Here is a 19,240-nt window from a genome sequence, read left to right on the forward strand (position 1 = left end):
CCGCGCGAGGCAGCACCTCGTTATGCCCCTCTCCCTCCCACTGCCTTCGGCAGCGGGCCCCTCCCTCTCCCCGGTGGGGAGAGGGAGGCCACATCAATGCGCCGCCTGCTCGCCGCGGACGATGCCGCTTTTGGCCAGCTGGTCGTCGATCTGCGCCATCAGCCGATCGAGCCCTTCCTGGTTCTTCGCCTCGGCGCGCGCCACCAGCACGTCCTGGGTGTTCGAGGCGCGCAGCAGCCACCAGCCGTCGGGCGTGTTGACCCGCGCGCCGTCGGTGCGATCGACCTCGGCGCCGTCCGCCTCCAGCCGGTCGAGCACTTCCTCGACGACCGGGAACTTGCGGCTCTCGTCGACCTGGAAGCGCATCTCCGGCGTGTTGACCATCGCCGGCATCTCGTCCTTGATCTGGGTGAGCGACTTGCCGATCACGTGCACCGCCTGGATCAGGCGGATCGCCGCGTACTGGGCGTCGTCGAAGCCGTAATAGTCCTGCGCGAAGAAGATGTGGCCGCTCATCTCGCCGGCGAGCGGGGCGCCGGTTTCCTTCATCTTGGTCTTGATCAGGCTGTGGCCGGTCTTCCACATCACCGGGTTGCCGCCGAGCTCGGCGATCCGGTCGTAGAGCGCCTGGCTGGCCTTGACGTCGGCGATGATCGTCGCGCCCGGATCGATGCGCAGCACCGGCTCGGCGAGGATGGCGAGCAGCTGGTCGCCCCATACCACCCGGCCCTGGCCGTCGATCGCGCCCAGCCGATCGCCGTCGCCATCGAAAGCGAGACCGAAATCGAGGTTCTTCTCGGCGACGAGCTTCTTCAGATCGGCGAGATTCTTCTCTTCGGTAGGATCGGGATGATGGTTGGGGAAATTACCGTCCACATCGGTGAACAGCGTATGGTGCTCGCCCGGCAGCAGCTTGACGAGCTTCTCGATCACCGGGCCGGCGGCGCCGTTGCCGGCGTCCCAGCCGATCTTGTAGGAACCGCCGGCATAGCCCGCGACGAGGCGGCCGACATAGAGATCCTCGATATCGGCATCGGTCACCGTCTCGGTGCCGTCGCCCTCGTCCCAATCGCCTTCCGCCGCCATCTTGCCCAGCGTCTGGATGTCCTGGCCGAAGAACGAGCGGTGCTGGAACACCATCTTGAAGCCATTGTAATTGCCGGGATTATGGCTGCCGGTAATCTGGATGCCGCCATCCACCTCCAGCGTTGCCTCGGCATAATATAGCATCGGCGTCGGCCCCATGCCGGTGCGCACCACGTCGCATCCCGACGCGGTCAGGCCCTCGATCAGCGCGGCCTCGAGCATCGGCGAGGAGATGCGGCCGTCGCGGCCCACCGCCACCCGGCGGCCGCCGGCGCGGCGCAGCAGCGTCGCGAAACCGCGGCCGATCGCACGGGCGTCGTCCGGACCCAGCGTCTTCCCCACGATTCCGCGGATGTCGTATTCGCGCAGCGACGTCGGATCGAAACGGTGCGTCATTCATGCCCTCCCGAAGGTAAAGATGCGTGCCTCTTCCGCGACTCGACAGGAAGTTTCAAGCCGTTCGAGGCAGCGTGATAAGGAATTTTGCAGTGCAACATCGTTGCCCGCAAATAGTTACATGTCGAGGACGAACCTCAGCCCCGCAGCAACGTGTCGCGGGCGAGATTGATCCGTCGGGTAAGTTCGGCGGATCCACCCCGATCGGGGTGGAGCGCCGAGACCAGCCGCCGATGCGCCGCGCGGATTTCGTCTGGACCGGCGGCGGCATCGATCCCCAGGATCGCACGCGCTTCGCTCTCGCCCAGCCGTGGCGGCGGCGCGACCGGCGTCTGCTGCTTCGGCTGCAGCCAACGCCACAGGATGTAGAGCACCGCCGCGGCGAGGAGGAACTTCGCCATCAGGCGAACAGCGGCGCGGAAACGTCGGGCAGCGCCAGCCCCGCCATCATCTCGCGCAGTTCCTGCCGCGCCGCCACATGGCTCAGCCCCATCTCGCCGAACTCGCGCGAATCGAGCATGGTCAGCCCCTGCGGGAACAGTTCGCGATAGATCACCCGCTCGGACAGGCCCGAGATCACCCGGAAGCCGACGCGCTTCGACAGCTGGTCGATCGCTTCGGACACGCGCTTCATGTTGCGCGCCTCGATGTGCTGCATACGATTGCGCAGGACGACCCAGTCGATCGTCTCGCCATCGGCCTTGGCGCGGCGCTTGCGCGATTCCCAGATCATCTCGGAATAGAAGCTTGGGCTCGTCACCCGGAACGTGTCGGGATCGACCTGGCCGATCAGATCGAAGTCGACAAAGCTGTCGTTCATCGGCGTGACCAGCGTGTCGGCATTGGTGACCGAGATGCGGGCGAACTTGTCGTCGCGGCCGGGCGTGTCGATCACCAGGAAATCGGCATGTTCGCCCAGCCGATCGAGCGTGTCGGTGAAGAAATCCATGCTCTCGCCGTCATGCGTCTCATAGACCGGCATCGGCAGCTCGCGCCCCGTGCGGCGCATCGTCGCGCGACGATTGTCGAGGTAGCGGCCCATCGTCCGCTGGCGGTGATCAAGGTCGAAACAGGCGACGCGCGCGCCCTTCGCCGCCAGCGCAATCGCCGCGTGCACCGCGGTGGTCGACTTGCCCGTGCCGCCCTTTTCATTGGCAAAAACCAGCACATGCAGTCGTTTGGCGGGCTGATTCAACGCAGCTATTCCTTCACTTGATCGGGCGGCCTCCCCCCCATAGAAGGCCCCGCTTCCGTTCATATCGAAAGTGCCCAAGCGTGCAAACCGTTCGCCAGATCGACGATCTTCGCCAGGCGCTGGACGCCTTCCGCAGCGAAGGCGCCCGGCTGGCCTTCGTGCCCACCATGGGCGCGCTGCATGACGGGCATATGGCGCTGGTCGAGGCGGCCAAGCGCGCTGGCACCCGCGTGATCGTGTCGATCTTCGTCAATCCGATCCAGTTCGGTCCCAACGAGGACTTGGCCAAATATCCGCGCCGCGAGCAGGCCGATTCGCGGATGCTGGCCAATGCCGGCGTCGACCTGCTGTGGATGCCGACGCCCGAGATCATGTACCCGCAAGGCTTCGCCACCAGCGTGCGAGTCGCGGGCGTCAGCGAGCCGCTCGACGGCGCGCACCGCCCCGGCCATTTCGACGGCGTGGCGACGGTGGTCTCGAAGCTGTTCCACCAGGTCCGCCCCGACGTCGCGCTGTTTGGCGAGAAGGACTGGCAGCAGCTTCAGGTGATTCGCCGGATGGTCACCGACCTCGACATGGGGATCGAGATCCAGGGCGTGCCCACCCAGCGCGAGGATGACGGCCTCGCCCTCTCGTCGCGCAACGCCTATCTGATGCCCGAGGATCGCACCCGCGCGGTCGCCCTGCCGCGGGCGCTTGGTGCCGCGGCCAAGACGATCGGCGAGGGCGGCGACCGCGCGGCGGCGCTGGCCCAGGCGCGGGAGTCGCTCGCCGCCGCCGGGTTCGAGGTGGACTATGTCGCGCTGGTCGATGGCGAGTCGCTCGGCGACCCGATCGAGGGCCGGCCGATGCGGCTGCTCGCCGCCGCGCGGATCGGCGGCACCCGGCTGATCGACAATATCCCCGTCCTCTGAACTATTACGGTTAAGGCGCTTAACCTTTTATTGTCCGTTCTTCCCCAAATTCGGCGCCTACGAAGGAGTCGAACGGGGAATGTCGCGATGGCGAACAGTGAAAAGAGTGCCCGATTTCTGATCGAAAGCCGTCTGCGCGATGCAACGCGTGGCAGCGCCGATGCCTGTTTCGACCTGGGCGTCGTCTATTCGAGCGGCGCCGAAGGCGTTACGATCGATCTGGTCGAAGCGCATAAATGGTTCAACATCGCCGCGATGACCGGCAGCACCGAGGCCCAGGCCTGCCGCGCCGAAATCGCCGAAGACATGACCGCCCGCGAGATCATCGAAGCGCAGAAGGCCGCCCGTGCCTGGCTGCGCGGGCTGGAGAGCCGCGCGGCCTGATCCTTCAGCTGGCCTTCTGGCCCCAGTTGATCGAGACGCGGGTGCGGCCGGCATGGCTGTCGACCACCACGCGCAGGCTGCGTTCGCCTTCCTCGCCTGCCTCGTAGCTGAAGCCGGTGGCATGCCGGAACTTCAGGCCCGAGGCATTGGCCTGGGCGCGCGACCATCCGAGCACCTGCTTCTCGGATGCGTCGGTCTCGTAGACAAGGTTGCCGCTGACGTGCCGCCCCGCCAGCCCATCGGGCGCAGCGGTGCAGCTGAGAATCGTGGCACCGGCATAGACCGGCACGAAATCGGGCTTGTTGCTGCAATCGATCGCGGCCGCGACATTGGCCGGCACCCCGGCCGCCGCCGCGGAGGCGACGTTCTGACCGACCGGATCGTCGGTACTCGTCTCCCCGCCGCGCCCGCATGCTGCCAGCATCACAATCGCCATCGCTGCCGCCATCTGGCGCGTACCGCTTCGCATTCCACCCTCTTTCCGGCACGGTTCATTGCACCGGCGCCATGCCAGCAACGGCGCGCGCGCGACTTTGCTCCCGCGGCGAGCAAAAGCGGCTGACGCGTCGTCGCCCTTGGTCTAGCGAGGAACCGGCGCCGAACCGCACACGGCGGCGCACCGGGGGGATATGGTCGCACGACATCAGGACAGCACGGGCATGCCCGCCGAGTCGCCGGCCGCAAAAGCGCACGCCATCCCGCTGCTCGTCGCGACCGTGCTTGCGCTGCTGCTGAGCGGCGGGCTGCTGCTCTACGGCGCCGGCCGCGGCATCGACCTGACCGACGAGATCTTCTACCTCGTCTGGGCGCGCGATCCCGAGGCCTATCCGCTGCTCTACCAGCCGTTCGGCTATCTGCTGCATCCGCTGTATGTGCTGCTCGGCGGCGACGTCGCGCGCTATCGGCTCACCGGGTTCGCGATCACCGCACTGGCCGGGGCGCTGCTCGGCGGCGGCGTAGCACCCCGGGTTGCGCAGCGCGGGCGCTTCGCGCTGTTCGGGGCCGGCGCGGCGCTGGTCATCTACTTCCCGTGGATCCTCACGCCGAGCTACAATTCGGCGGCGAATATCGGCGCGATGCTGGTGCTGGCAGGAGTCGCGACGCTGCTGCGGCACCAGACGCCCGCGCCCGGCAGCCGCCTGGCGGTGGTGGCGATCGCCTGCGGGCTGTGCGCCGCCGCCTTCGCCAAGCCGCCGCTGTTCGCGCTGAGCGGCGTGTTGCTGCTCGTCCTCGCCGGCCTGGCCCTCCGACGCCATCGCTGGCGTAGCGTCGCGCTGCTCGCCGCGCTCATCCTCGCCGCGCTGCTGATCAACCTGTTCCTGCCGCTGCGGCAGATCCCGGCGCTGCTCGCCCGCATCGCCGCCAGCCAGCACATCCTCGCGCTGCCCAACACGCCGACGCACCTGCCGATCAAGATTCTGGGCGACTGGGCGGCGGTCCCCCCGCTGCTCTCCGCCGCCGCCCTGGCGGTCGCCGGCGCGCTGGTACTGCGGCGCACGCGCTGGGCGATCTGGCTGGGCCATTGCGGCATCGCCTGTGCGCTGCTCTACGTGGCGACGACGATTCCCGATGCCCTTGATGGCGGCATTCCTGAATTTCCAGGCCTCGCGCTGCTGCTCATCGCCGCCGGCTATGCCGCGCTGGTCGCACGGGCGGACGCGCTGCTGATCGCGCTGCTGCTCGTCGCGCCCTTCGCGGTGGCGCTGGGCACGTTCAACAACCAATGGGCCCAGCTCGATTTCAGCATGGTGTTCCCGCTGCTCGCGCTGTTCCGCCTCGCGGGGGAGGACCCCGTCCGCTGGCGGCAGGCGGGCGCCTATGCGCTGAGCCTCGCCGCCGCGCCGCTGCTGCTGCTCGCCGCCGCGCTGTCGCCCTACAGCCTGCCGGACTCGCTGTTCGCCCAGCAGATCCCGGTGACGCACCCGATCACCGGCAGCCGCCTGCTGGTCGATGCCGAAACCGCCGATTTCCTGAACGGCGCGCACGGCCAGGCGCAGGGTGCGTTGCTGGTCGATCTCTCGGGAACGGGGCCGGGCGTCGCCGCAGCGCTGGGGGCGAAGGCGCCGGTGCTGCTCTGGCTCAATCCGGCGACGGCCAGCTGGCCGGACGTGGTCTGGGATCGCCTCAGCGAAGCCGAGCGGGCCCGGGCCTGGTTCGTGGTGCCGGCGCTGCCGCTGTTCGCACCCTCAGGTCCGGCGCGCTGGCTGGCCGCGCATCGCGGCGCCTATTGCGCGACCCGATTGCCGCGCATGACGTTCTGGTGGGAGGAGCGGGCGCTGGAAGTGTGGCGGCCCTGCGCCGCGCCCGGGGGCGCAGGCCGCTGAGGCCGTCGATCAGAACGGCACGTCGTCGTCGAGATCGTCGGGGAAGCCACCGCCGAAGCCGCCGCCGCTGTTCGCGCCGCCGCTGCGCTGGCCGCCGCCGTTGAAATTATTGCCGCCGCGGCCGGCCGGCGCACCGCCGCCAAAGCCGCCGCCACCGCCGCCGAACGAGTCGTCGCCGCCCCAATCGTCGCCGCCGCCGCTGCTACGGCCGCCGCCCATGCCGGCGCCCTGGCCGCCGCCGGGACCATCGAGCAGCACCATCTGCGCGTTGAAGCCCTGCAGCACGATTTCGGTCGAATAGCGGTCGGCACCGCTCTGGTCCTGCCACTTGCGGGTCTGCAGCTGCCCCTCGAGATAGACCTTGCTGCCCTTGCGCAGATAGCGCTCGGCGACATTGGCGAGGCCCTCGGAGAAGATCTTCACCGTGTGCCACTCGGTCTTCTCGCGCTTCTCGCCGCTGTTGCGATCCTTCCAGCTCTCCGAGGTGGCGATGCGCAGCTCGACCACCTTGCCGCCATTCTGGAACGCCCGGCTCTCGGGGTCGCGCCCCAGATTGCCGACGAGGATCACCTTGTTGACGCTGCCCGCCATGCCGCAAAAACTCCGATATACGATGGTGCGCCCGCATGCAGGGGCGCTAGAAAGACTCAGCTATGGCCGACATCCTTAACCTGAACAAAGCGAGAAAAGCGAGAGCGAAAGCGACCGCCCAGTCGCGAGCCGAGGCCAACCGCGCGCGCTTCGGCCGCACCAAGGCGGAAAAGGCGCGGGATGCGGCGGAGGCGGAACGCAAGGTGCGGACGCTCGACCAGGCCAAGCGCGAGACGCCGGAGGATTGAGGCGGATCCGCGGTCCGGAGAATAGCGCCCGCCTCTCCCTCCCCATTTCGTCATCCCCGCGAAGGCGGGGATCCATTGGCGCTGAATCGACGGCTCTTTTCACCAGCGTCCTGGCAAATGGATTCCCGCCTTCGCGGGAATGACGCGGGGCGTTTGGACGGACCCGTATCCGCAGCACCGCCAACGTCGCGCCCACGCCCCACCGCATTGCCGCTGTCAAAGCGGAACGCATCGTGTACAAGTATCCCGTCCAATGTTGCCGCCGCTCCCCTATCCTGCGCTTCACGCCAGCCATTCGGGCGTGTGGATCGCCACGGCCGAGGGCACGCGCGGGCTGAGCCGGGGCGAGGCGATCCGGATCGCCGCCGATACGCCGGTGCTGCTGCTCAACGCCCCGCTGGTCGGCCAGCGGCTCGGCCATCCGGAGCTGAGCGGGCTCGACCTGCTCGAGCTGTTCGCCTTTCTCCGCCCCGCCCAGTTCATGGTGCCGACGCCCAAGGGCCTCGCCCGCGCCTGCGGCCTCGAGCCACCGAGCGACGACGCCCAGGTCGCCGCCCTGCTGCGCGACGCCGCCGCCGCGCTGCTCGCGCTCGCCGAGACCAACTGGCTCGAGCGCGAGGGCGCCTGGCACGGGCTGCAATCGCTCGGCCGGCTGCGCTGGCCGTGGAGCGCCGCGCTCGGCCAGCGCATCGCCAAGCCCGAGCGCGCCGAACGCTGGCTGTTCTCGAAACTGCCCGAATGGGAGGAAGGCGCCCCCCGCCCCGCGCCGCGCATGATCACGCTGGAGCCCGCGGAGGTCGCCGAGCGCCTCGCCCGCCTGACCGGCGCCACCGCCGAGCGCCGCCAGGGCCAGCGCGACTATGCCGAGGCCGCTGCCCAGGCCTTCGCCCCGCGCAGCGTGCCCGATACGCCCAACCTGGTGCTGGCCGAGGCGGGTACCGGGATCGGCAAGACGCTCGGCTATCTCGCCCCTGCCTCGCTTTGGGCGGAGAAGTCGGGCGGGCCGGTCTGGGTCTCCACCTTCACCAAGGCGCTGCAGCGCCAGCTCGGCAACGAAGGCGAGCGGCTGTTCCCCGATCCCGTGCAGCGCCGCGCGCGGATCGTCACCCGCAAGGGGCGCGAGAATTATGTCTGCCTGCTCAACCTGGAGGACGCGCTGCAGGGCGGGTTCGCCGGGCGCGCGGCGATCCTCGCCCAGCTGGTCGCGCGCTGGGCGGCGTACACGGCGGACGGCGACATGGTCGGGGGCGACCTGCCCGGCTGGCTGCCGACGCTGTTCCGCCGCAACGGATCGACCGCGCTCACCGATCGGCGCGGCGAGTGCATCTATGCCGGCTGCCCGCACTATCGGAAATGCTTCATCGAGCGTGCCGCCCGGGCCAGCGCCGATGCCGACATCGTCATCGCCAACCATGCGCTGGTGATGGTCAACGCGGCGCGGGGTCGCGAGAACCAGACGCGCCCCACCCGCTATGTGTTCGACGAGGGCCATCACCTGTTCGATGCCGCCGACGCGATGTTCTCGGTCGCGCTCACGGGACAGGAATCGATCGAGCTGCGGCGGTGGCTGACCGGTCCCGAATCCGGTTCGCGCGGACGTCGCCGGGGCCTCGCCGCCCGCCTGTCCGACGTCGCCAGCTACGACGATGCCGGCGGCCGCGCCATTGCCGAAGCGGTCGACGCCGCGCGCGCGCTGCCAAGCGACGGCTGGCTCCAGCGACTGAACGAGGGCGAGCCCTTCGGCCCGATCGAGGCGCTGCTCGCGGCGGTCCGCGGCCTGGTCTATGCCCGCGACGCCAATGGCTCGGCCGACGCGGGCTATGGCCTGGAGACCGAACTCACCGAACCCGATGCCGCGCTGGTCGAAGCGGCGGGCAACGCCACCGCCGCGCTCGACGCGCTGCTCCGCCCGATGGTGGTGCTCGGCCGCCGATTGGAGGCAGTGCTCGCCGAGGCACCCGACTGGATGGACGGCCCGGCCCGCGCGCGCATCGAGGGCGCGATCGCCTCGCTTGGCTGGCGGGTGGATACGGTCGGCGCCTGGCTGGCGCTGATCGCCCGGATCGGGGGGCCGGCCGATCCCGAATTCGTCGACTGGCTGGCGGTCGACCGGGTCGAGGGCCGCGAGTTCGATATCGGCCTGCACCGCCACTGGCTCGATCCCGCCAAGCCGCTCGCCAAGACCGTGCTGGAGCCCGCGCACGGCGTGCTCGTCACCTCGGCGACACTGCGCGCCGGCGGCGACTGGGACGTCGCCGAAGCACGCTCGGGCAGCACGCACCTGCTCCGCCCCGCCCAGCGCTTCGCGGCGAAGAGCCCGTTCGACTATCCCAACCAGGCCGAGGTGCTGATCGTCACCGACGTCAAGCGCGGCGACATGCCTGCGCTCGCCAATGCCTATGCCCGGCTGATCGCCGCGGCCGGGGGCGGCACGCTCGGGCTGTTCACCGCGATCCGCCGGCTGCGCGCGGTCCATGCCCGCATCGCCGACCGGCTGGCCCGCGACGGGCTGCCGCTGCTCGCCCAGCATGTCGACCCGATCGACACCGGCACGCTGGTCGACATCTTCCGCGACGATCCGCGCGCCTCGCTGATCGGCACCGATGCGCTGCGCGACGGTGTCGACGTACCCGGCGATTCGCTGCGGCTGGTGGTGATGGAGGGCGTGCCCTGGCCCAAGCCGAGCGTGCTCCATGCCGCGCGGCGGCTGGCCGGCGGCGGCTCGACCTATGACGATCGCATCGTCCGCGCCCGGCTTGCCCAGGCCTTCGGCCGGCTGATTCGCCGGGCCGACGATCGCGGCGCCTTCGTGCTGCTCTCCGCCGCCACCCCGTCGCGACTGCTCGATGCGTTTCCGCCGGGCACGCGGATCACCCGCACCACGCTCGATGTCGCGGTCGAACGGGTTCGGCTTTCCTTGGGGCCCGGCTTGCGGCATGAGACGGGCGCAACCGCCAGCGCCACCATCGGGGAAGCATGAAGACCCTTCTCGTCCTCCGTCACGCCAAGTCCGGTTGGGACGATCCGGTCGCGCGCGATTTCGATCGGCCGCTCAACCCCAAGGGGCAGCGCGCCGCCGTGGCGATGGGCCGCTATCTGCACGGCCAGGGCCTGCGCTTCGATCACGCGATCGCCTCACCCGCCGCACGCGTGAAGGAGACGCTGGCGCAGGTCGCCCATGGCTATGGCGCCGCGATCGAACCCGTTTGGGATCAGAAATTGTACCTCGCCTCGCTGGGCACGCTGCTCGACGCGATCGAGGCACTGCCCGATACGGCCGCCACGGTGCTGCTCTCGGGCCATAATCCGGGGCTGGAGGAGCTGGTGCTCGACCGCGTGCGCGCGCCCGGGCAGCTGCGCGACGCGGTGGAGGAGAAATTCCCCACCGCGACGCTGGCCGAACTCCGCTTCGACATCGCGCACTGGCGCGACGCCTCCCGCGCGGAAGCCGAACTCGTCCGGTTCGTGCGTCCGCGCGATCTCGATCCCAGCCTCGGGCCCGATGCCTGAGGCTCAGCGATCCTCGTCCAGCGCTTCGGCCAGCGAATCGCGGATGGCTTTCAGCTCGGTCCCGCGGCCCTTGCGCGCCGCCTTTTCCTCCGCCAGCAGCCGTTGGACGCCGCGGATCGTATAGCCTTCCTGGCTGAGGAGATGATGGATGCGGCGCACCAGCGCCACGTCTTCGGGTCGGTAATACCGGCGGTTGCCCGCACGGGTGAGCGGCTTCAGCTGGGGAAAACGCGTTTCCCAATAGCGCAAGATATGCTGGGGCCTGCCGATTTCTGCGGCTAGCTCACCAATGGTCCGCAACGCGCCGGCGGCCTTTTCGGTCGCCGGCATGGCGTTTCTCAGCGGGCCGAGACGATGCGGTCGCGCATCATCTGGCTGGCACGGAAGGTGAGCACGCGGCGGGGCGCGATCGGCACTTCCACCCCGGTCTTGGGATTGCGGCCGACGCGTTCGCCCTTGTCGCGGAGCACGAAGCTGCCGAAGCCCGAGATCTTGACGTTCTCGCCCTTGGCCAGCGCCTCGCACATGTGCTTGAGGATCTGCTCGACGATTCGCGATGCATCCGCTCGCGAAAGCCCCACTTCGCGATGCAGCGATTCGGCCAGGTCCGCCCTGGTCAACGTACCCGCAGCAGTCATTTCCGCAGTTCCTTTCGTTACCTGATATTGTCCGTACCAGAACGTTACGCGCTATCAAGGTTGATGTTCAACCCGTAGCAACGCCTCAGACATATTCTGGAAAAACACGTAATTGGTCCAAAATGGGCATGGTAAATACGCCCATTCAGAACCGGATGACAGCGGCACCCCAGGTGAAGCCGCCGCCCATCGCTTCCAGAACCAACAGATCACCGCGCTGGATCCGTCCGTCTCGCACTGCAACATCCAAAGCGAGTGGTACCGAGGCGGCCGAGGTGTTGGCGTGGCGATCGACGGTGACGATCACCTTCTCCGGCGCCAGATCGAGCTTGCGGGCGGTAGCGTCGAGGATGCGGGCATTGGCCTGGTGCGGCACCACCCAGTCGACATCCCCCGGCTGCAGGCCCGCCATCGCCAGCGATTCGTTCATCACCGCGGCGAGGTTGACGACGGCGTGGCGGAACACCTCGCGCCCCTTCATCCGCAGCTTGCCGACGGTGCCGGTGGTCGACACCCCGCCATCGACATAGAGCAGGTCATTGTAGCGGCCATCGGCGTGCAGCTTGGTGGCGAGGATGCCCTGCGGCGCATCGCCTTCGGTATCCTGCGCCTCGAGCACGATCGCACCGGCGCCGTCGCCGAACAGCACGCAGGTGGTGCGGTCTTCCCAGTCAAGGATCCGGCTGAATGTCTCCGCGCCGATCACCAGCGCCCGGCGATGCACGCCGGCGCGGAGCATCGAATCGGCGACCTGCACCGCATAGAGGAAGCCGGAGCACACCGCCGCGACGTCGAACGACACGCAGTCGAGGATTCCGAGCGCGTGCTGGACGCGTGTTGCCGTGGCGGGAAAGGTCTGGTCCGGCGTCGCGGTGGCGAGCACGATCAGGTCGATGTCGCTGGCGGCGATGCCCGCCGATGCCAGCGCGGCGCGGGCCGCATCGGCGGCCAGGGTGCCGGTCGTCTCGTCCGGCCCGGCGATGTGGCGGAAGCGGATCCCGGTCCGCTCGACGATCCATTCGTCGCTGGTATCGACGCGCTCCGCCAGCTCCGCGTTGGAAACACGCTGTGCCGGCAGGGCGGAACCCGTGCCGAGAATCACCGAACGTACGGTCATGCGACCCCTTCTTACCTCGTACTTACGCGGCCTTGGCCTCGAAGTTCCCCAGATCCTCGGCAATGCGCCGGGTCAGTTCGTCGCGTACCATCTTGGCGGCAAAACCGATCGCGGTATCCACCCCGATTTCGTTCGCCCCGCCATGGCTTTTGACGACGATCCCGTTCAGCCCGAGGAAAACGGCACCATTATGGTTGTTTGGATCGAGATGGTGGCGGAGCAGCTCGGTCGCCGGCTTGGAAATCAGGAAGCCGAGCTTCGAGCGCAGCGAGGAACTGAACGCGCGGCGCAGCAGATCGGCGACGAAGCGGGCGGTGCCCTCGGCGGTCTTGAGCGCGATATTGCCTGAAAAGCCGTCGCAGACGATCACGTCGACATCGCCGCGCGACAGCCGGTTGCCTTCGATGAAGCCGGTGAATTCGAGCGGCAGGTGCGTCGCCGCACGCAGCTGGGCGGCAGCATCGCGGATGCTGTCGGTGCCCTTCATCTCTTCGGTGCCGATGTTGAGCAGCGCCACGCGCGGGCGCGCGAGATCGAGCGCGGTGCGCGCATAGGCCGCGCCCATCACCGCGAACTGGACGAGGTTGCGCTCGTCCACCTCGGTATTGGCGCCGAGATCGAGCATCACCGTGTCGTTGGCGCCGAGCGACGGCATCAGCGCGGCGAGCGCCGGCCGGTCGATCCCCGCCATGGTGCGGAGCGACAGCTTGGCCATGGCCATGAGTGCGCCGGTGTTGCCCGAAGAGACGGCCGCGCCGGCACGGCCCTGCTTCACCAGATCGATGGCGATACCCATCGACGTGGTCTTGGCGCGGCGGATCGCCTGGCTCGGCTTGGCGTCGGACGCAACGATTTCGGCCGCGTGGACGATCTCCGACGCGGCTGCCAGGTTCGGATGCGCCTTCAGGCCGTCACGAATGCGCGACTCGTCGCCGACGAGAAGAAACTCCATCCCCTCGAAGCGGCGACGTGCACGTGCGGCGCCGGCGAGCATGACGGAGACCCCCTCGTCGCCGCCCATTGCATCGACGGCGATCCGCGAGGGAACAGTCATACCGGCAACCCCCCGTTGCGGCCTTCGTTGCGAAACGTCGTTCAGCCCTCGACCGAAACGATTTCGCGGCCGTTATAGTGGCCGCACGCGTTGCACAGGTTGTGCGGACGCTTGAGTTCGCCGCAGTTCGGGCACTCCTGGAACGATTCGACGGTCAGCGAATCGTGCGACCGACGCATGCCACGCTTCGACGGCGAGGTCTTTCTCTTAGGAACGGCCATTTCGGCACCTTCAACAAGCTAAATGAATCAATAAGTCGCGATACGCCCACAGGGTTGTTCGGGCAAGCGACGGCTAGGCCGGCCGCTCGCCGGACCAGCGGACAGGTCACGAAGCGAGCCCGCGCGTATAGCGATTCTCGTCCGCGTTGCAAGCAGAAGCCGCGCATGGCAGGGGTTTTGGCCTGTTTCACCTGGGGGACGCGATGTTTTTTCTGCCGGTTACACTCACCAGCGCGGGCGCCGCGGCGCTGCTCAACCTGTGGCTGGCGATTCGCGTCATCCAGATTCGCCGTGCGGAGCGGATCGCGACCGGCGATGGCGGCAGCCCGCGACTCCTCGCGCGCATGCGCGCGCAGATGAACTTCGTCGAATATACGCCCTTCGTGCTGATCCTGATCGGCCTGATCGAGCTGGCGCAGGGATCGAGCCTGTACCTCTGGGCGGTCGCCGCGCTGTATCTGCTCGGGCGCGTGCTGCACGGCATCGGCATGGACGGCTGGATGCGCGGCCGCGAGGCCGGCGCGGGGATCACCTTCCTGATCGTCGCGGGGCTGGGCCTCTACGCTGCATGGCTTGGCTATACGGGCTCGAACCCGCTCCATTGATCTCCACCGCAACCGTCATCCCGGCGAAAGCCGGGATCCATTGGGGTCGCCGTTGCAGTTCTTGCTGGAACCGAGTGGCGAATGGATCCCGGCTTCCGCCGGGATGACGCATGAAATGCGGGGAAGCGTTCACGCCCGCGCCAGCACCGAATCGGCGACGAACGGGTTGGTGCGCCGCTCCTGGCCGAAAGTGCTCGGCTGGCCGTGCCCGGGGACGAACACGGTCTCGTCCCCCAGCGGCCAAAGCCGGGTGGTGATCGCGTCGATCAGATCCTGATGGTTGCCCAAGGGAAAGTCGGTCCGGCCGATCGAGCCCTGGAACAGCACGTCGCCGACGATCGCCAGCTGCGATTCGGGATGGTGGAACACGACATGGCCCGGGGTGTGGCCGGGGCAGTGATAGACGTCGAGCACCAGGTCGCCCACCGTCACCTGATCGCCCTGCACCAGCCAGCGATCCGGCTCGAACGGCTTGCCCGGCACGTGATAGGCACGGCCGTCATCCTCCAGCCGCGCGATCCAGTAGCGATCGGCCTCGTGCGGGCCCTCGATCGGCACGCCCAGTTCCTCGGCGAAGAGGCCGGCCGAGCCGCAATGGTCGATATGGCCGTGGGTGATCAGCAGCTTCTCGATCGTCACCCCGTGCTGCTGGGCCGCCGCGCGCAGCCGGTCGAGATCGCCGCCGGGATCGACGAACGCGCCGCGCATCGTCTTCGTACACCAGAGCAGCGTGCAGTTCTGCTGGAGCGGGGTGACCGGCACGATCGCCGCGCGGAGCGGCGGCTGGGCAGCGTTGGGATCGGAAGCCATGGCCCCTCGCTACCGCGCCGCCGCGAGCGCGGCAACCAAGGCTTGCCCTTCGCTCCGCGTCTCTGCATTCCAAAGGGCTGATGGCCGTACGTCCCCCCTTCGTCCTGCTTGACGACGCGCGCCCCGATGGCGGCGCGCGGCTCTATGTCGATCCCGTCGAGATCGTGGTCGCGCATCGCCTGGCGGACGTCGCCCCCGCGCTGGACCGGCTTCGCAGCGCCGCAGCGCAGGGCTTCGATGCCGCAGGCTGGCTCGCTTATGCGGCCGGCAGCGCGCTCGAACCCGCCGCCCCTGCCCGTGATCCGCAAGGCCCGCTGCTCTGGTTCGGCCTGTTTCGCGGCCACCGCCGCCTGCGTGCGGACGAAGTCCCGGGGCTTCTGCCCGATCCGAAGGGCGCCTGGGCCGGACGCCCCCGCCCCCGCCTCGACCGCCCCGCCTATGACCACGCCTTCACCCACGCGCGCGCGTATATAGAAGCCGGCGACATCTATCAGGTGAACCTCACCTTCCGCGCCGAGGTGCCGGTCGCCGGCCATCCGGCCGCGCTCTACGCGTTGCTCCGCGCCCGCTCGACCGCCGGCCATGGCGCGCTGGTCGCGACCGGCGACCATTGGCTGCTCAGCCTCTCGCCCGAGCTGTTCTTCAGCTTGGAGAACGGCACCCTCACCGCCCGCCCGATGAAGGGCACCGCCGCCAGGGACCCCGACCCGGCCGTCGACGCCGCGCTTGCCCGCGACCTCGCCGCGGATCCCAAGCAGCGCGCCGAAAACCTGATGATCGTCGATCTGATGCGCAACGATCTCGGCCGCGTGGCCGAACCCGGCAGCGTCGCGGTCCCGCAGCTCTTCGAGGTCGAGACCTATCCCACCGTCCACCAGATGACCTCGACGGTTACCGCACGTCTCGCGGACGGCCTTGGGGCCGTTGACGCCCTTGCGGCGTTGTTCCCCTGCGGATCGGTGACCGGCGCGCCGAAAATTCGCGCCATGCAGGTCATCGCCGAAGTCGAACCCGATGCCCGCGGCGTCTATACCGGTTCGATAGGGAGGATCGACGCCGATGGCAGCACGGAGTTCAACGTCGCGATCCGCACCCTCTCGCTTGGGAAGACGGGCCCGGCGACGCTCGGCCTCGGCTCGGGCGTCGTCGCCGACTCCTCGGCCGGCAGCGAATGGGACGAGTGTCTCGCCAAGGGGGCGTTCGTGACCGCCGGCGAGCGTGGGTTCGACCTGATCGAGACGATGCGCTTCGATCCCGAGGACGGCATCCTGCTGCTCGAACGCCATCTCGAGCGGATCCGCGCCAGCGCCGCGACCTTCGGCTTTCCGTTCGACCGCCATGTCGTTCGCAACGAGCTGCAGGCCGCGACCTTTCGGCTGCGCACCGCAGCGAAGGTGCGGCTGTTGCTCGGCCCCTCAGGCGCGGTGGCGGTCGGCATTTCGCCGTTGCCGTTGCCGCCCCCTTCGCCGGTAAAGGTCCGGATCGTACCCCATTCGGTGCCGGCGCAGGACTTCCGCCTCGCCCACAAGACCACCCGCCGCGCGCTGTATGACGAACCCCGTCGCGCCGCCGGCACCTGGGAGGTGCTGTTCACCGATGCCGAGGGCTATCTGACCGAGGGCAGCTTCACCTCGCTGTTCGTCGCGCGCGACGGCGTGCTGGTGACGCCGCCCTTGTCGCGCGGCCTGCTCCCCGGCGTGCTCCGCGCCGAGCTGCTCGCCACCGGCCGCGCGGTGGAAGGCGACCTCCGCCCGGAGGATCTTGGCGGCGGATTCCTGCTCGGCAACGCGCTGCGCGGGCTGGTTGCAGCCGTTACAGTTGCGGAAGGCGCCGAAGCGGACCTATAGGCGCGCATCTTCCCCGGAAAAGGCGCTTAGACTCATGCAGACCTCCGCCGCGCTCCAGCGCATCCAGCCCTCCGCCACGCTCGCCATGACCAGCCGCGTGTTCGAGCTGAAGCGTGCCGGTGTCGACGTGATCGGCCTGGGTGCCGGCGAGCCCGATTTCGACACGCCCGAGTTCGTCAAGGAAGCCGCAATCCAGGCGATTCGCGACGGCAAGACCAAGTACACCAATGTCGACGGCACGCCCGAGCTGAAGGAGGCGGTGATCGCCAAGTTCAAGCGCGACAACGGCCTCGACTACACCGCGCAGCAGATCACCATCAATGTCGGCGGCAAGCACACGCTGTTCAACGCGATCGTCGCGACGGTGGAAGCCGGCGACGAAGTGATCGTGCCCGCGCCCTATTGGGTCAGCTATCCTGACGTAATCCAGTTCGCGGGCGGCACGCCGGTGTTCATCGCCGCCGGTGCCGACCAGGCCTACAAGATTACCCCCGCGCAGCTCGAAGCGGCGATCACGCCGAAGACCAAGTGGGTGATCCTCAACTCGCCGTCCAACCCGACGGGTGCGGCGTATTCGGCCGCCGAGCTCAAGGCGCTGGGCGAGGTGATCGAGCGCCACCCGCATGTCTGGGTGTTCGCCGACGACATGTACGAGCACATCCTCTACGACGGCTTCGAATTCGCCACCATCGCGCAGGTCTGCCCGTCGCTCTACGAGCGCACGCTGACGGTGAACGGGTGCTCCAAGGCCTATGCGATGACCGGCTGGCGCATCGGCTTCGCCGGCGGCCCGGCGCCGCTGATCAAGGCGATCGCCAAGCTCCAGTCGCAGTCGACCTCGAACCCGTGCTCGATCGCCCAGGCGGCGGCGGTTGCGGCGCTGACCGGCGACCAGAGCTTCCTCAAGGACCGCGCCGCCGCCTTCCAGACGCGCCGCGACCTCGTCGTCGGCATGCTGAATGAAATCGACGGCATGCACTGCCCGACCCCGGAAGGCGCCTTCTACGTCTATCCCGAGTTCAGCGCGCTGATCGGCAAGACCACGCCCAAGGGCAAGGTGATCGCCACCGACGAGGACATGATCGGCTATTTCCTTGACGACGCCCGGGTGGCGGCGGTGCACGGCGCGGCGTTCGGTCTGTCGCCGGCGATGCGGATCAGCTATGCGACCTCCGAGGCGCTGCTCCGCGAAGCCTGCACCCGCATCCAGACGGCCTGCGCCGAGCTGCGCTGATCGGGCAGGTGTAACGCGGGGGCTTCTTCTTCCCTATATGGGGGTATCATGATCCGAAGCACGTTGAAGCTCCCGCTTTCCCTCGCCGCCCTTGCCGGCGGCGCCTTCCTGCTGATCGCGGCCGGTGGGCTGCGTATCGAGAAGGTGACTGCCGTGGCGGTGCCGCCGCCCGCGGTGGACGTCTCCAAGGCGAAGAAGCCGCAGACCGCGATATTCGCCGGCGGCTGCTTCTGGGGCATGGAGGCAGTGTTCCAGTCGGTGAAAGGCGTCCAGTCGGTCACCAATGGTTACGCCGGGGGCACCGCCGCGACCGCCACCTATGCGCAGGTCTCGACCGAGACGACCGGCCATGCCGAGGCCGTGAAGGTCGTCTATGATCCCACCCGCGTCAGCTATGGCACGCTGCTCCGCGTCTTCTTCTCGGTGGCGCACGATCCCACCCAGAAGGGTGGCCAGGGCCCCGATCGCGGCCCCAGCTATCGCAGCGCGATCTTCCCGCAGAACGCCGAGCAACGCCGCGTCGCCGAGGCGTATATCGCCCAGCTGAGCCGCGCCCACGCCTTCGCCAAGCCGATCACGACGAAGCTGGAGACCGGCGGCTTCTATCCGGCGGAAGAGTATCACCAGGACTTCTTCTGGAAGCACCCGACGCACCCCTACATCATGCGCTGGGACCAGCCCAAGGTCGCGGCCTTCCGCTCGACCTACCCGCAACTGGCCCACTGATCAGGGCTGTCCTACAGGCAATGTTCCTGCTATGTTCGGCAGGCTCTTTGAAAGGTTGGATTCGACGACCTCTCGCCAACTACGGCGTCATCCCGGCGAAAGCCGGGATCCATTGGGGCTACGCAGCGGCTCTTGCTGTTGGCGCGTGGCGAATGGATCCCGGCTTTCGCCGGGATGACGCCATGGGGATCGCGAAAAGACCCGCCACATGCCGCGCGACACCGCGCACGCGCCTAAACTTCCTAAACTTCGGTCCCGCCGAAACCGCACGGGCCTAAACTTCGTAAACTTCAGCCCCACGAAAAACGCGCACAAGCCTAAACTTCCTGAACTTCGGCAC

20 protein-coding genes and 1 pseudogene are annotated in these 19,240 nt (G+C 68.4%); 10 read left to right on the forward strand and 11 right to left on the reverse strand.

Annotated elements, in window-relative coordinates:
- Positions 1-93 precede the first annotated feature (93 nt).
- From pgmG to SAZ01S_RS11330, 3 genes are all read right to left on the reverse strand, one after another.
- Positions 94-1,482: a phosphoglucomutase/phosphomannomutase PgmG gene (gene pgmG / locus SAZ01S_RS11320; protein ID WP_084582381.1), complete on the reverse strand. Its 1,389-nt coding sequence runs from the start codon at positions 1,480-1,482 to the stop codon at positions 94-96.
- Positions 1,483-1,619: 137 nt separating this feature from the next.
- Positions 1,620-1,883: a J domain-containing protein gene (locus SAZ01S_RS11325; protein ID WP_084582382.1), complete on the reverse strand. Its 264-nt coding sequence runs from the start codon at positions 1,881-1,883 to the stop codon at positions 1,620-1,622.
- Positions 1,883-2,677: a division plane positioning ATPase MipZ gene (locus tag SAZ01S_RS11330; RefSeq protein ID WP_139810048.1), complete on the reverse strand. Its 795-nt coding sequence runs from the start codon at positions 2,675-2,677 to the stop codon at positions 1,883-1,885. The genes SAZ01S_RS11325 and SAZ01S_RS11330 overlap by 1 nt, the downstream gene beginning before the upstream one ends.
- An 80-nt stretch (positions 2,678-2,757) precedes the next feature.
- Here SAZ01S_RS11330 and panC point away from each other — a divergent pair, with 80 nt between their 5' ends.
- Together panC and SAZ01S_RS11340 are read left to right on the forward strand one after the other, a co-directional pair.
- Positions 2,758-3,591 (forward strand): pantoate--beta-alanine ligase, encoded by an 834-nt coding sequence (gene panC / locus SAZ01S_RS11335; protein ID WP_084582383.1) that lies wholly within the window; start codon positions 2,758-2,760, stop codon positions 3,589-3,591.
- 87 nt (positions 3,592-3,678) lie between these two features.
- Positions 3,679-3,975, forward strand: a complete 297-nt coding sequence (locus tag SAZ01S_RS11340; protein WP_084582384.1) for an SEL1-like repeat protein — start codon at positions 3,679-3,681, stop codon at positions 3,973-3,975.
- A 4-nt stretch (positions 3,976-3,979) separates the two neighbouring features.
- Here SAZ01S_RS11340 and SAZ01S_RS11345 read toward each other — a convergent pair whose 3' ends face one another.
- Positions 3,980-4,444 (reverse strand): hypothetical protein, encoded by a 465-nt coding sequence (locus SAZ01S_RS11345; RefSeq protein ID WP_245824777.1) that lies wholly within the window; start codon positions 4,442-4,444, stop codon positions 3,980-3,982.
- A 190-nt stretch (positions 4,445-4,634) separates the two neighbouring features.
- Between SAZ01S_RS11345 and SAZ01S_RS11350 the strand changes: the two genes are divergently transcribed.
- A complete protein-coding gene (locus SAZ01S_RS11350; RefSeq protein WP_139810049.1) occupies positions 4,635-6,299 on the forward strand; it encodes a hypothetical protein in 1,665 nt (554 codons plus the stop codon).
- A gap of 9 nt (positions 6,300-6,308) precedes the next feature.
- Here the strand turns inward: SAZ01S_RS11350 and ssb are convergent, their stop codons facing one another.
- Positions 6,309-6,890 carry a single-stranded DNA-binding protein gene (ssb, locus tag SAZ01S_RS11355; RefSeq protein WP_084582386.1) on the reverse strand — a complete coding sequence of 194 codons (582 nt, stop codon included), beginning with the start codon at positions 6,888-6,890 and terminating at the stop codon, positions 6,309-6,311.
- A gap of 62 nt (positions 6,891-6,952) precedes the next feature.
- On the opposite strand from ssb, the gene SAZ01S_RS11360 reads away from it, so the two are divergent.
- The 3 genes from SAZ01S_RS11360 (at position 6,953) to SAZ01S_RS11370 (ending at position 10,648) form a co-directional block, all read left to right on the forward strand.
- A complete protein-coding gene (locus SAZ01S_RS11360; protein WP_084582387.1) occupies positions 6,953-7,138 on the forward strand; it encodes a DUF4169 family protein in 186 nt (61 codons plus the stop codon).
- Between the two features lie 253 nt (positions 7,139-7,391).
- Positions 7,392-10,118, forward strand: coding sequence for an ATP-dependent DNA helicase (locus SAZ01S_RS11365; RefSeq protein WP_084582388.1), 2,727 nt, complete (start codon positions 7,392-7,394; stop codon positions 10,116-10,118).
- The gene (locus SAZ01S_RS11370) at positions 10,115-10,648 is read left to right on the forward strand and encodes a SixA phosphatase family protein (protein WP_084582389.1); all 534 of its coding nucleotides are present in this window, start codon (positions 10,115-10,117) and stop codon (positions 10,646-10,648) included. The genes SAZ01S_RS11365 and SAZ01S_RS11370 overlap by 4 nt, the downstream gene beginning before the upstream one ends.
- A 3-nt stretch (positions 10,649-10,651) precedes the next feature.
- On the opposite strand, the gene SAZ01S_RS11375 is transcribed toward SAZ01S_RS11370, so the two are convergent.
- The 5 genes and pseudogenes from SAZ01S_RS11375 to rpmF form a co-directional block, all read right to left on the reverse strand.
- Positions 10,652-10,978, reverse strand: a complete 327-nt coding sequence (locus SAZ01S_RS11375; RefSeq protein WP_084582390.1) for a MerR family transcriptional regulator — start codon at positions 10,976-10,978, stop codon at positions 10,652-10,654.
- An 8-nt stretch (positions 10,979-10,986) separates the two neighbouring features.
- Positions 10,987-11,292, reverse strand: a pseudogene (locus SAZ01S_RS11380) (integration host factor subunit alpha); the annotation flags it as partial.
- 139 nt (positions 11,293-11,431) lie between these two features.
- Positions 11,432-12,403, reverse strand: a complete 972-nt coding sequence (locus tag SAZ01S_RS11385) for a beta-ketoacyl-ACP synthase III (protein WP_084582391.1) — start codon at positions 12,401-12,403, stop codon at positions 11,432-11,434.
- A 22-nt stretch (positions 12,404-12,425) separates the two neighbouring features.
- Complete coding sequence (gene plsX / locus SAZ01S_RS11390; RefSeq protein ID WP_084582392.1) at positions 12,426-13,457, reverse strand: phosphate acyltransferase PlsX; 1,032 nt, start codon at positions 13,455-13,457, stop codon at positions 12,426-12,428.
- Between the two features lie 41 nt (positions 13,458-13,498).
- Positions 13,499-13,678 carry a 50S ribosomal protein L32 gene (gene rpmF, locus SAZ01S_RS11395; RefSeq protein ID WP_064310610.1) on the reverse strand — a complete coding sequence of 60 codons (180 nt, stop codon included), beginning with the start codon at positions 13,676-13,678 and terminating at the stop codon, positions 13,499-13,501.
- A gap of 203 nt (positions 13,679-13,881) precedes the next feature.
- Here rpmF and SAZ01S_RS11400 point away from each other — a divergent pair, with 203 nt between their 5' ends.
- On the forward strand, positions 13,882-14,283 hold the full coding sequence (locus SAZ01S_RS11400; protein WP_084582393.1) for an MAPEG family protein: 402 nt from the start codon (positions 13,882-13,884) through the stop codon (positions 14,281-14,283).
- A gap of 129 nt (positions 14,284-14,412) precedes the next feature.
- Here SAZ01S_RS11400 and SAZ01S_RS11405 read toward each other — a convergent pair whose 3' ends face one another.
- Entirely contained in the window at positions 14,413-15,093 is a 681-nt protein-coding gene (locus SAZ01S_RS11405) for an MBL fold metallo-hydrolase (protein WP_084582394.1), read from the reverse strand.
- Positions 15,094-15,173: 80 nt separating this feature from the next.
- Here SAZ01S_RS11405 and pabB point away from each other — a divergent pair, with 80 nt between their 5' ends.
- The 3 genes from pabB to msrA are packed head-to-tail and all read left to right on the forward strand — an operon-like array spanning position 15,174 to position 18,900.
- Entirely contained in the window at positions 15,174-16,940 is a 1,767-nt protein-coding gene (gene pabB, locus SAZ01S_RS11410; protein WP_174596107.1) for an aminodeoxychorismate synthase component I, read from the forward strand.
- A gap of 34 nt (positions 16,941-16,974) precedes the next feature.
- The gene (locus SAZ01S_RS11415) at positions 16,975-18,174 is read left to right on the forward strand and encodes a pyridoxal phosphate-dependent aminotransferase (protein WP_084582395.1); all 1,200 of its coding nucleotides are present in this window, start codon (positions 16,975-16,977) and stop codon (positions 18,172-18,174) included.
- Positions 18,175-18,222: 48 nt separating this feature from the next.
- Positions 18,223-18,900, forward strand: coding sequence for a peptide-methionine (S)-S-oxide reductase MsrA (gene msrA / locus SAZ01S_RS11420; protein ID WP_084582396.1), 678 nt, complete (start codon positions 18,223-18,225; stop codon positions 18,898-18,900).
- Positions 18,901-19,240: the final 340 nt, after the last annotated feature.

This window comes from Sphingomonas azotifigens NBRC 15497 (assembly GCF_002091475.1).
GTDB lineage: Bacteria > Pseudomonadota > Alphaproteobacteria > Sphingomonadales > Sphingomonadaceae > Sphingomonas > Sphingomonas azotifigens.

Excerpts from the sequence above, each read along its gene's own strand:
- pgmG (WP_084582381.1), bottom strand. The coding sequence starts at position 1,482 with ATGACGCACCGTTTCGATCCGACGTCGCTGCGCGAATACGACATCCGC.
- SAZ01S_RS11325 (WP_084582382.1), bottom strand. The coding sequence starts at position 1,883 with ATGGCGAAGTTCCTCCTCGCCGCGGCGGTGCTCTACATCCTGTGGCGT.
- SAZ01S_RS11340 (WP_084582384.1), top strand. The coding sequence starts at position 3,679 with ATGGCGAACAGTGAAAAGAGTGCCCGATTTCTGATCGAAAGCCGTCTG.
- SAZ01S_RS11345 (WP_245824777.1), bottom strand. The coding sequence starts at position 4,444 with ATGCGAAGCGGTACGCGCCAGATGGCGGCAGCGATGGCGATTGTGATG.
- SAZ01S_RS11350 (WP_139810049.1), top strand. The coding sequence starts at position 4,635 with ATGCCCGCCGAGTCGCCGGCCGCAAAAGCGCACGCCATCCCGCTGCTC.
- ssb (WP_084582386.1), bottom strand. The coding sequence starts at position 6,890 with ATGGCGGGCAGCGTCAACAAGGTGATCCTCGTCGGCAATCTGGGGCGC.
- SAZ01S_RS11360 (WP_084582387.1), top strand. The coding sequence starts at position 6,953 with ATGGCCGACATCCTTAACCTGAACAAAGCGAGAAAAGCGAGAGCGAAA.
- SAZ01S_RS11365 (WP_084582388.1), top strand. The coding sequence starts at position 7,392 with ATGTTGCCGCCGCTCCCCTATCCTGCGCTTCACGCCAGCCATTCGGGC.
- SAZ01S_RS11370 (WP_084582389.1), top strand. The coding sequence starts at position 10,115 with ATGAAGACCCTTCTCGTCCTCCGTCACGCCAAGTCCGGTTGGGACGAT.
- SAZ01S_RS11375 (WP_084582390.1), bottom strand. The coding sequence starts at position 10,978 with ATGCCGGCGACCGAAAAGGCCGCCGGCGCGTTGCGGACCATTGGTGAG.
- SAZ01S_RS11385 (WP_084582391.1), bottom strand. The coding sequence starts at position 12,403 with ATGACCGTACGTTCGGTGATTCTCGGCACGGGTTCCGCCCTGCCGGCA.
- plsX (WP_084582392.1), bottom strand. The coding sequence starts at position 13,457 with ATGACTGTTCCCTCGCGGATCGCCGTCGATGCAATGGGCGGCGACGAG.
- rpmF (WP_064310610.1), bottom strand. The coding sequence starts at position 13,678 with ATGGCCGTTCCTAAGAGAAAGACCTCGCCGTCGAAGCGTGGCATGCGT.
- SAZ01S_RS11400 (WP_084582393.1), top strand. The coding sequence starts at position 13,882 with ATGTTTTTTCTGCCGGTTACACTCACCAGCGCGGGCGCCGCGGCGCTG.
- SAZ01S_RS11405 (WP_084582394.1), bottom strand. The coding sequence starts at position 15,093 with ATGGCTTCCGATCCCAACGCTGCCCAGCCGCCGCTCCGCGCGGCGATC.
- pabB (WP_174596107.1), top strand. The coding sequence starts at position 15,174 with ATGGCCGTACGTCCCCCCTTCGTCCTGCTTGACGACGCGCGCCCCGAT.
- SAZ01S_RS11415 (WP_084582395.1), top strand. The coding sequence starts at position 16,975 with ATGCAGACCTCCGCCGCGCTCCAGCGCATCCAGCCCTCCGCCACGCTC.
- msrA (WP_084582396.1), top strand. The coding sequence starts at position 18,223 with ATGATCCGAAGCACGTTGAAGCTCCCGCTTTCCCTCGCCGCCCTTGCC.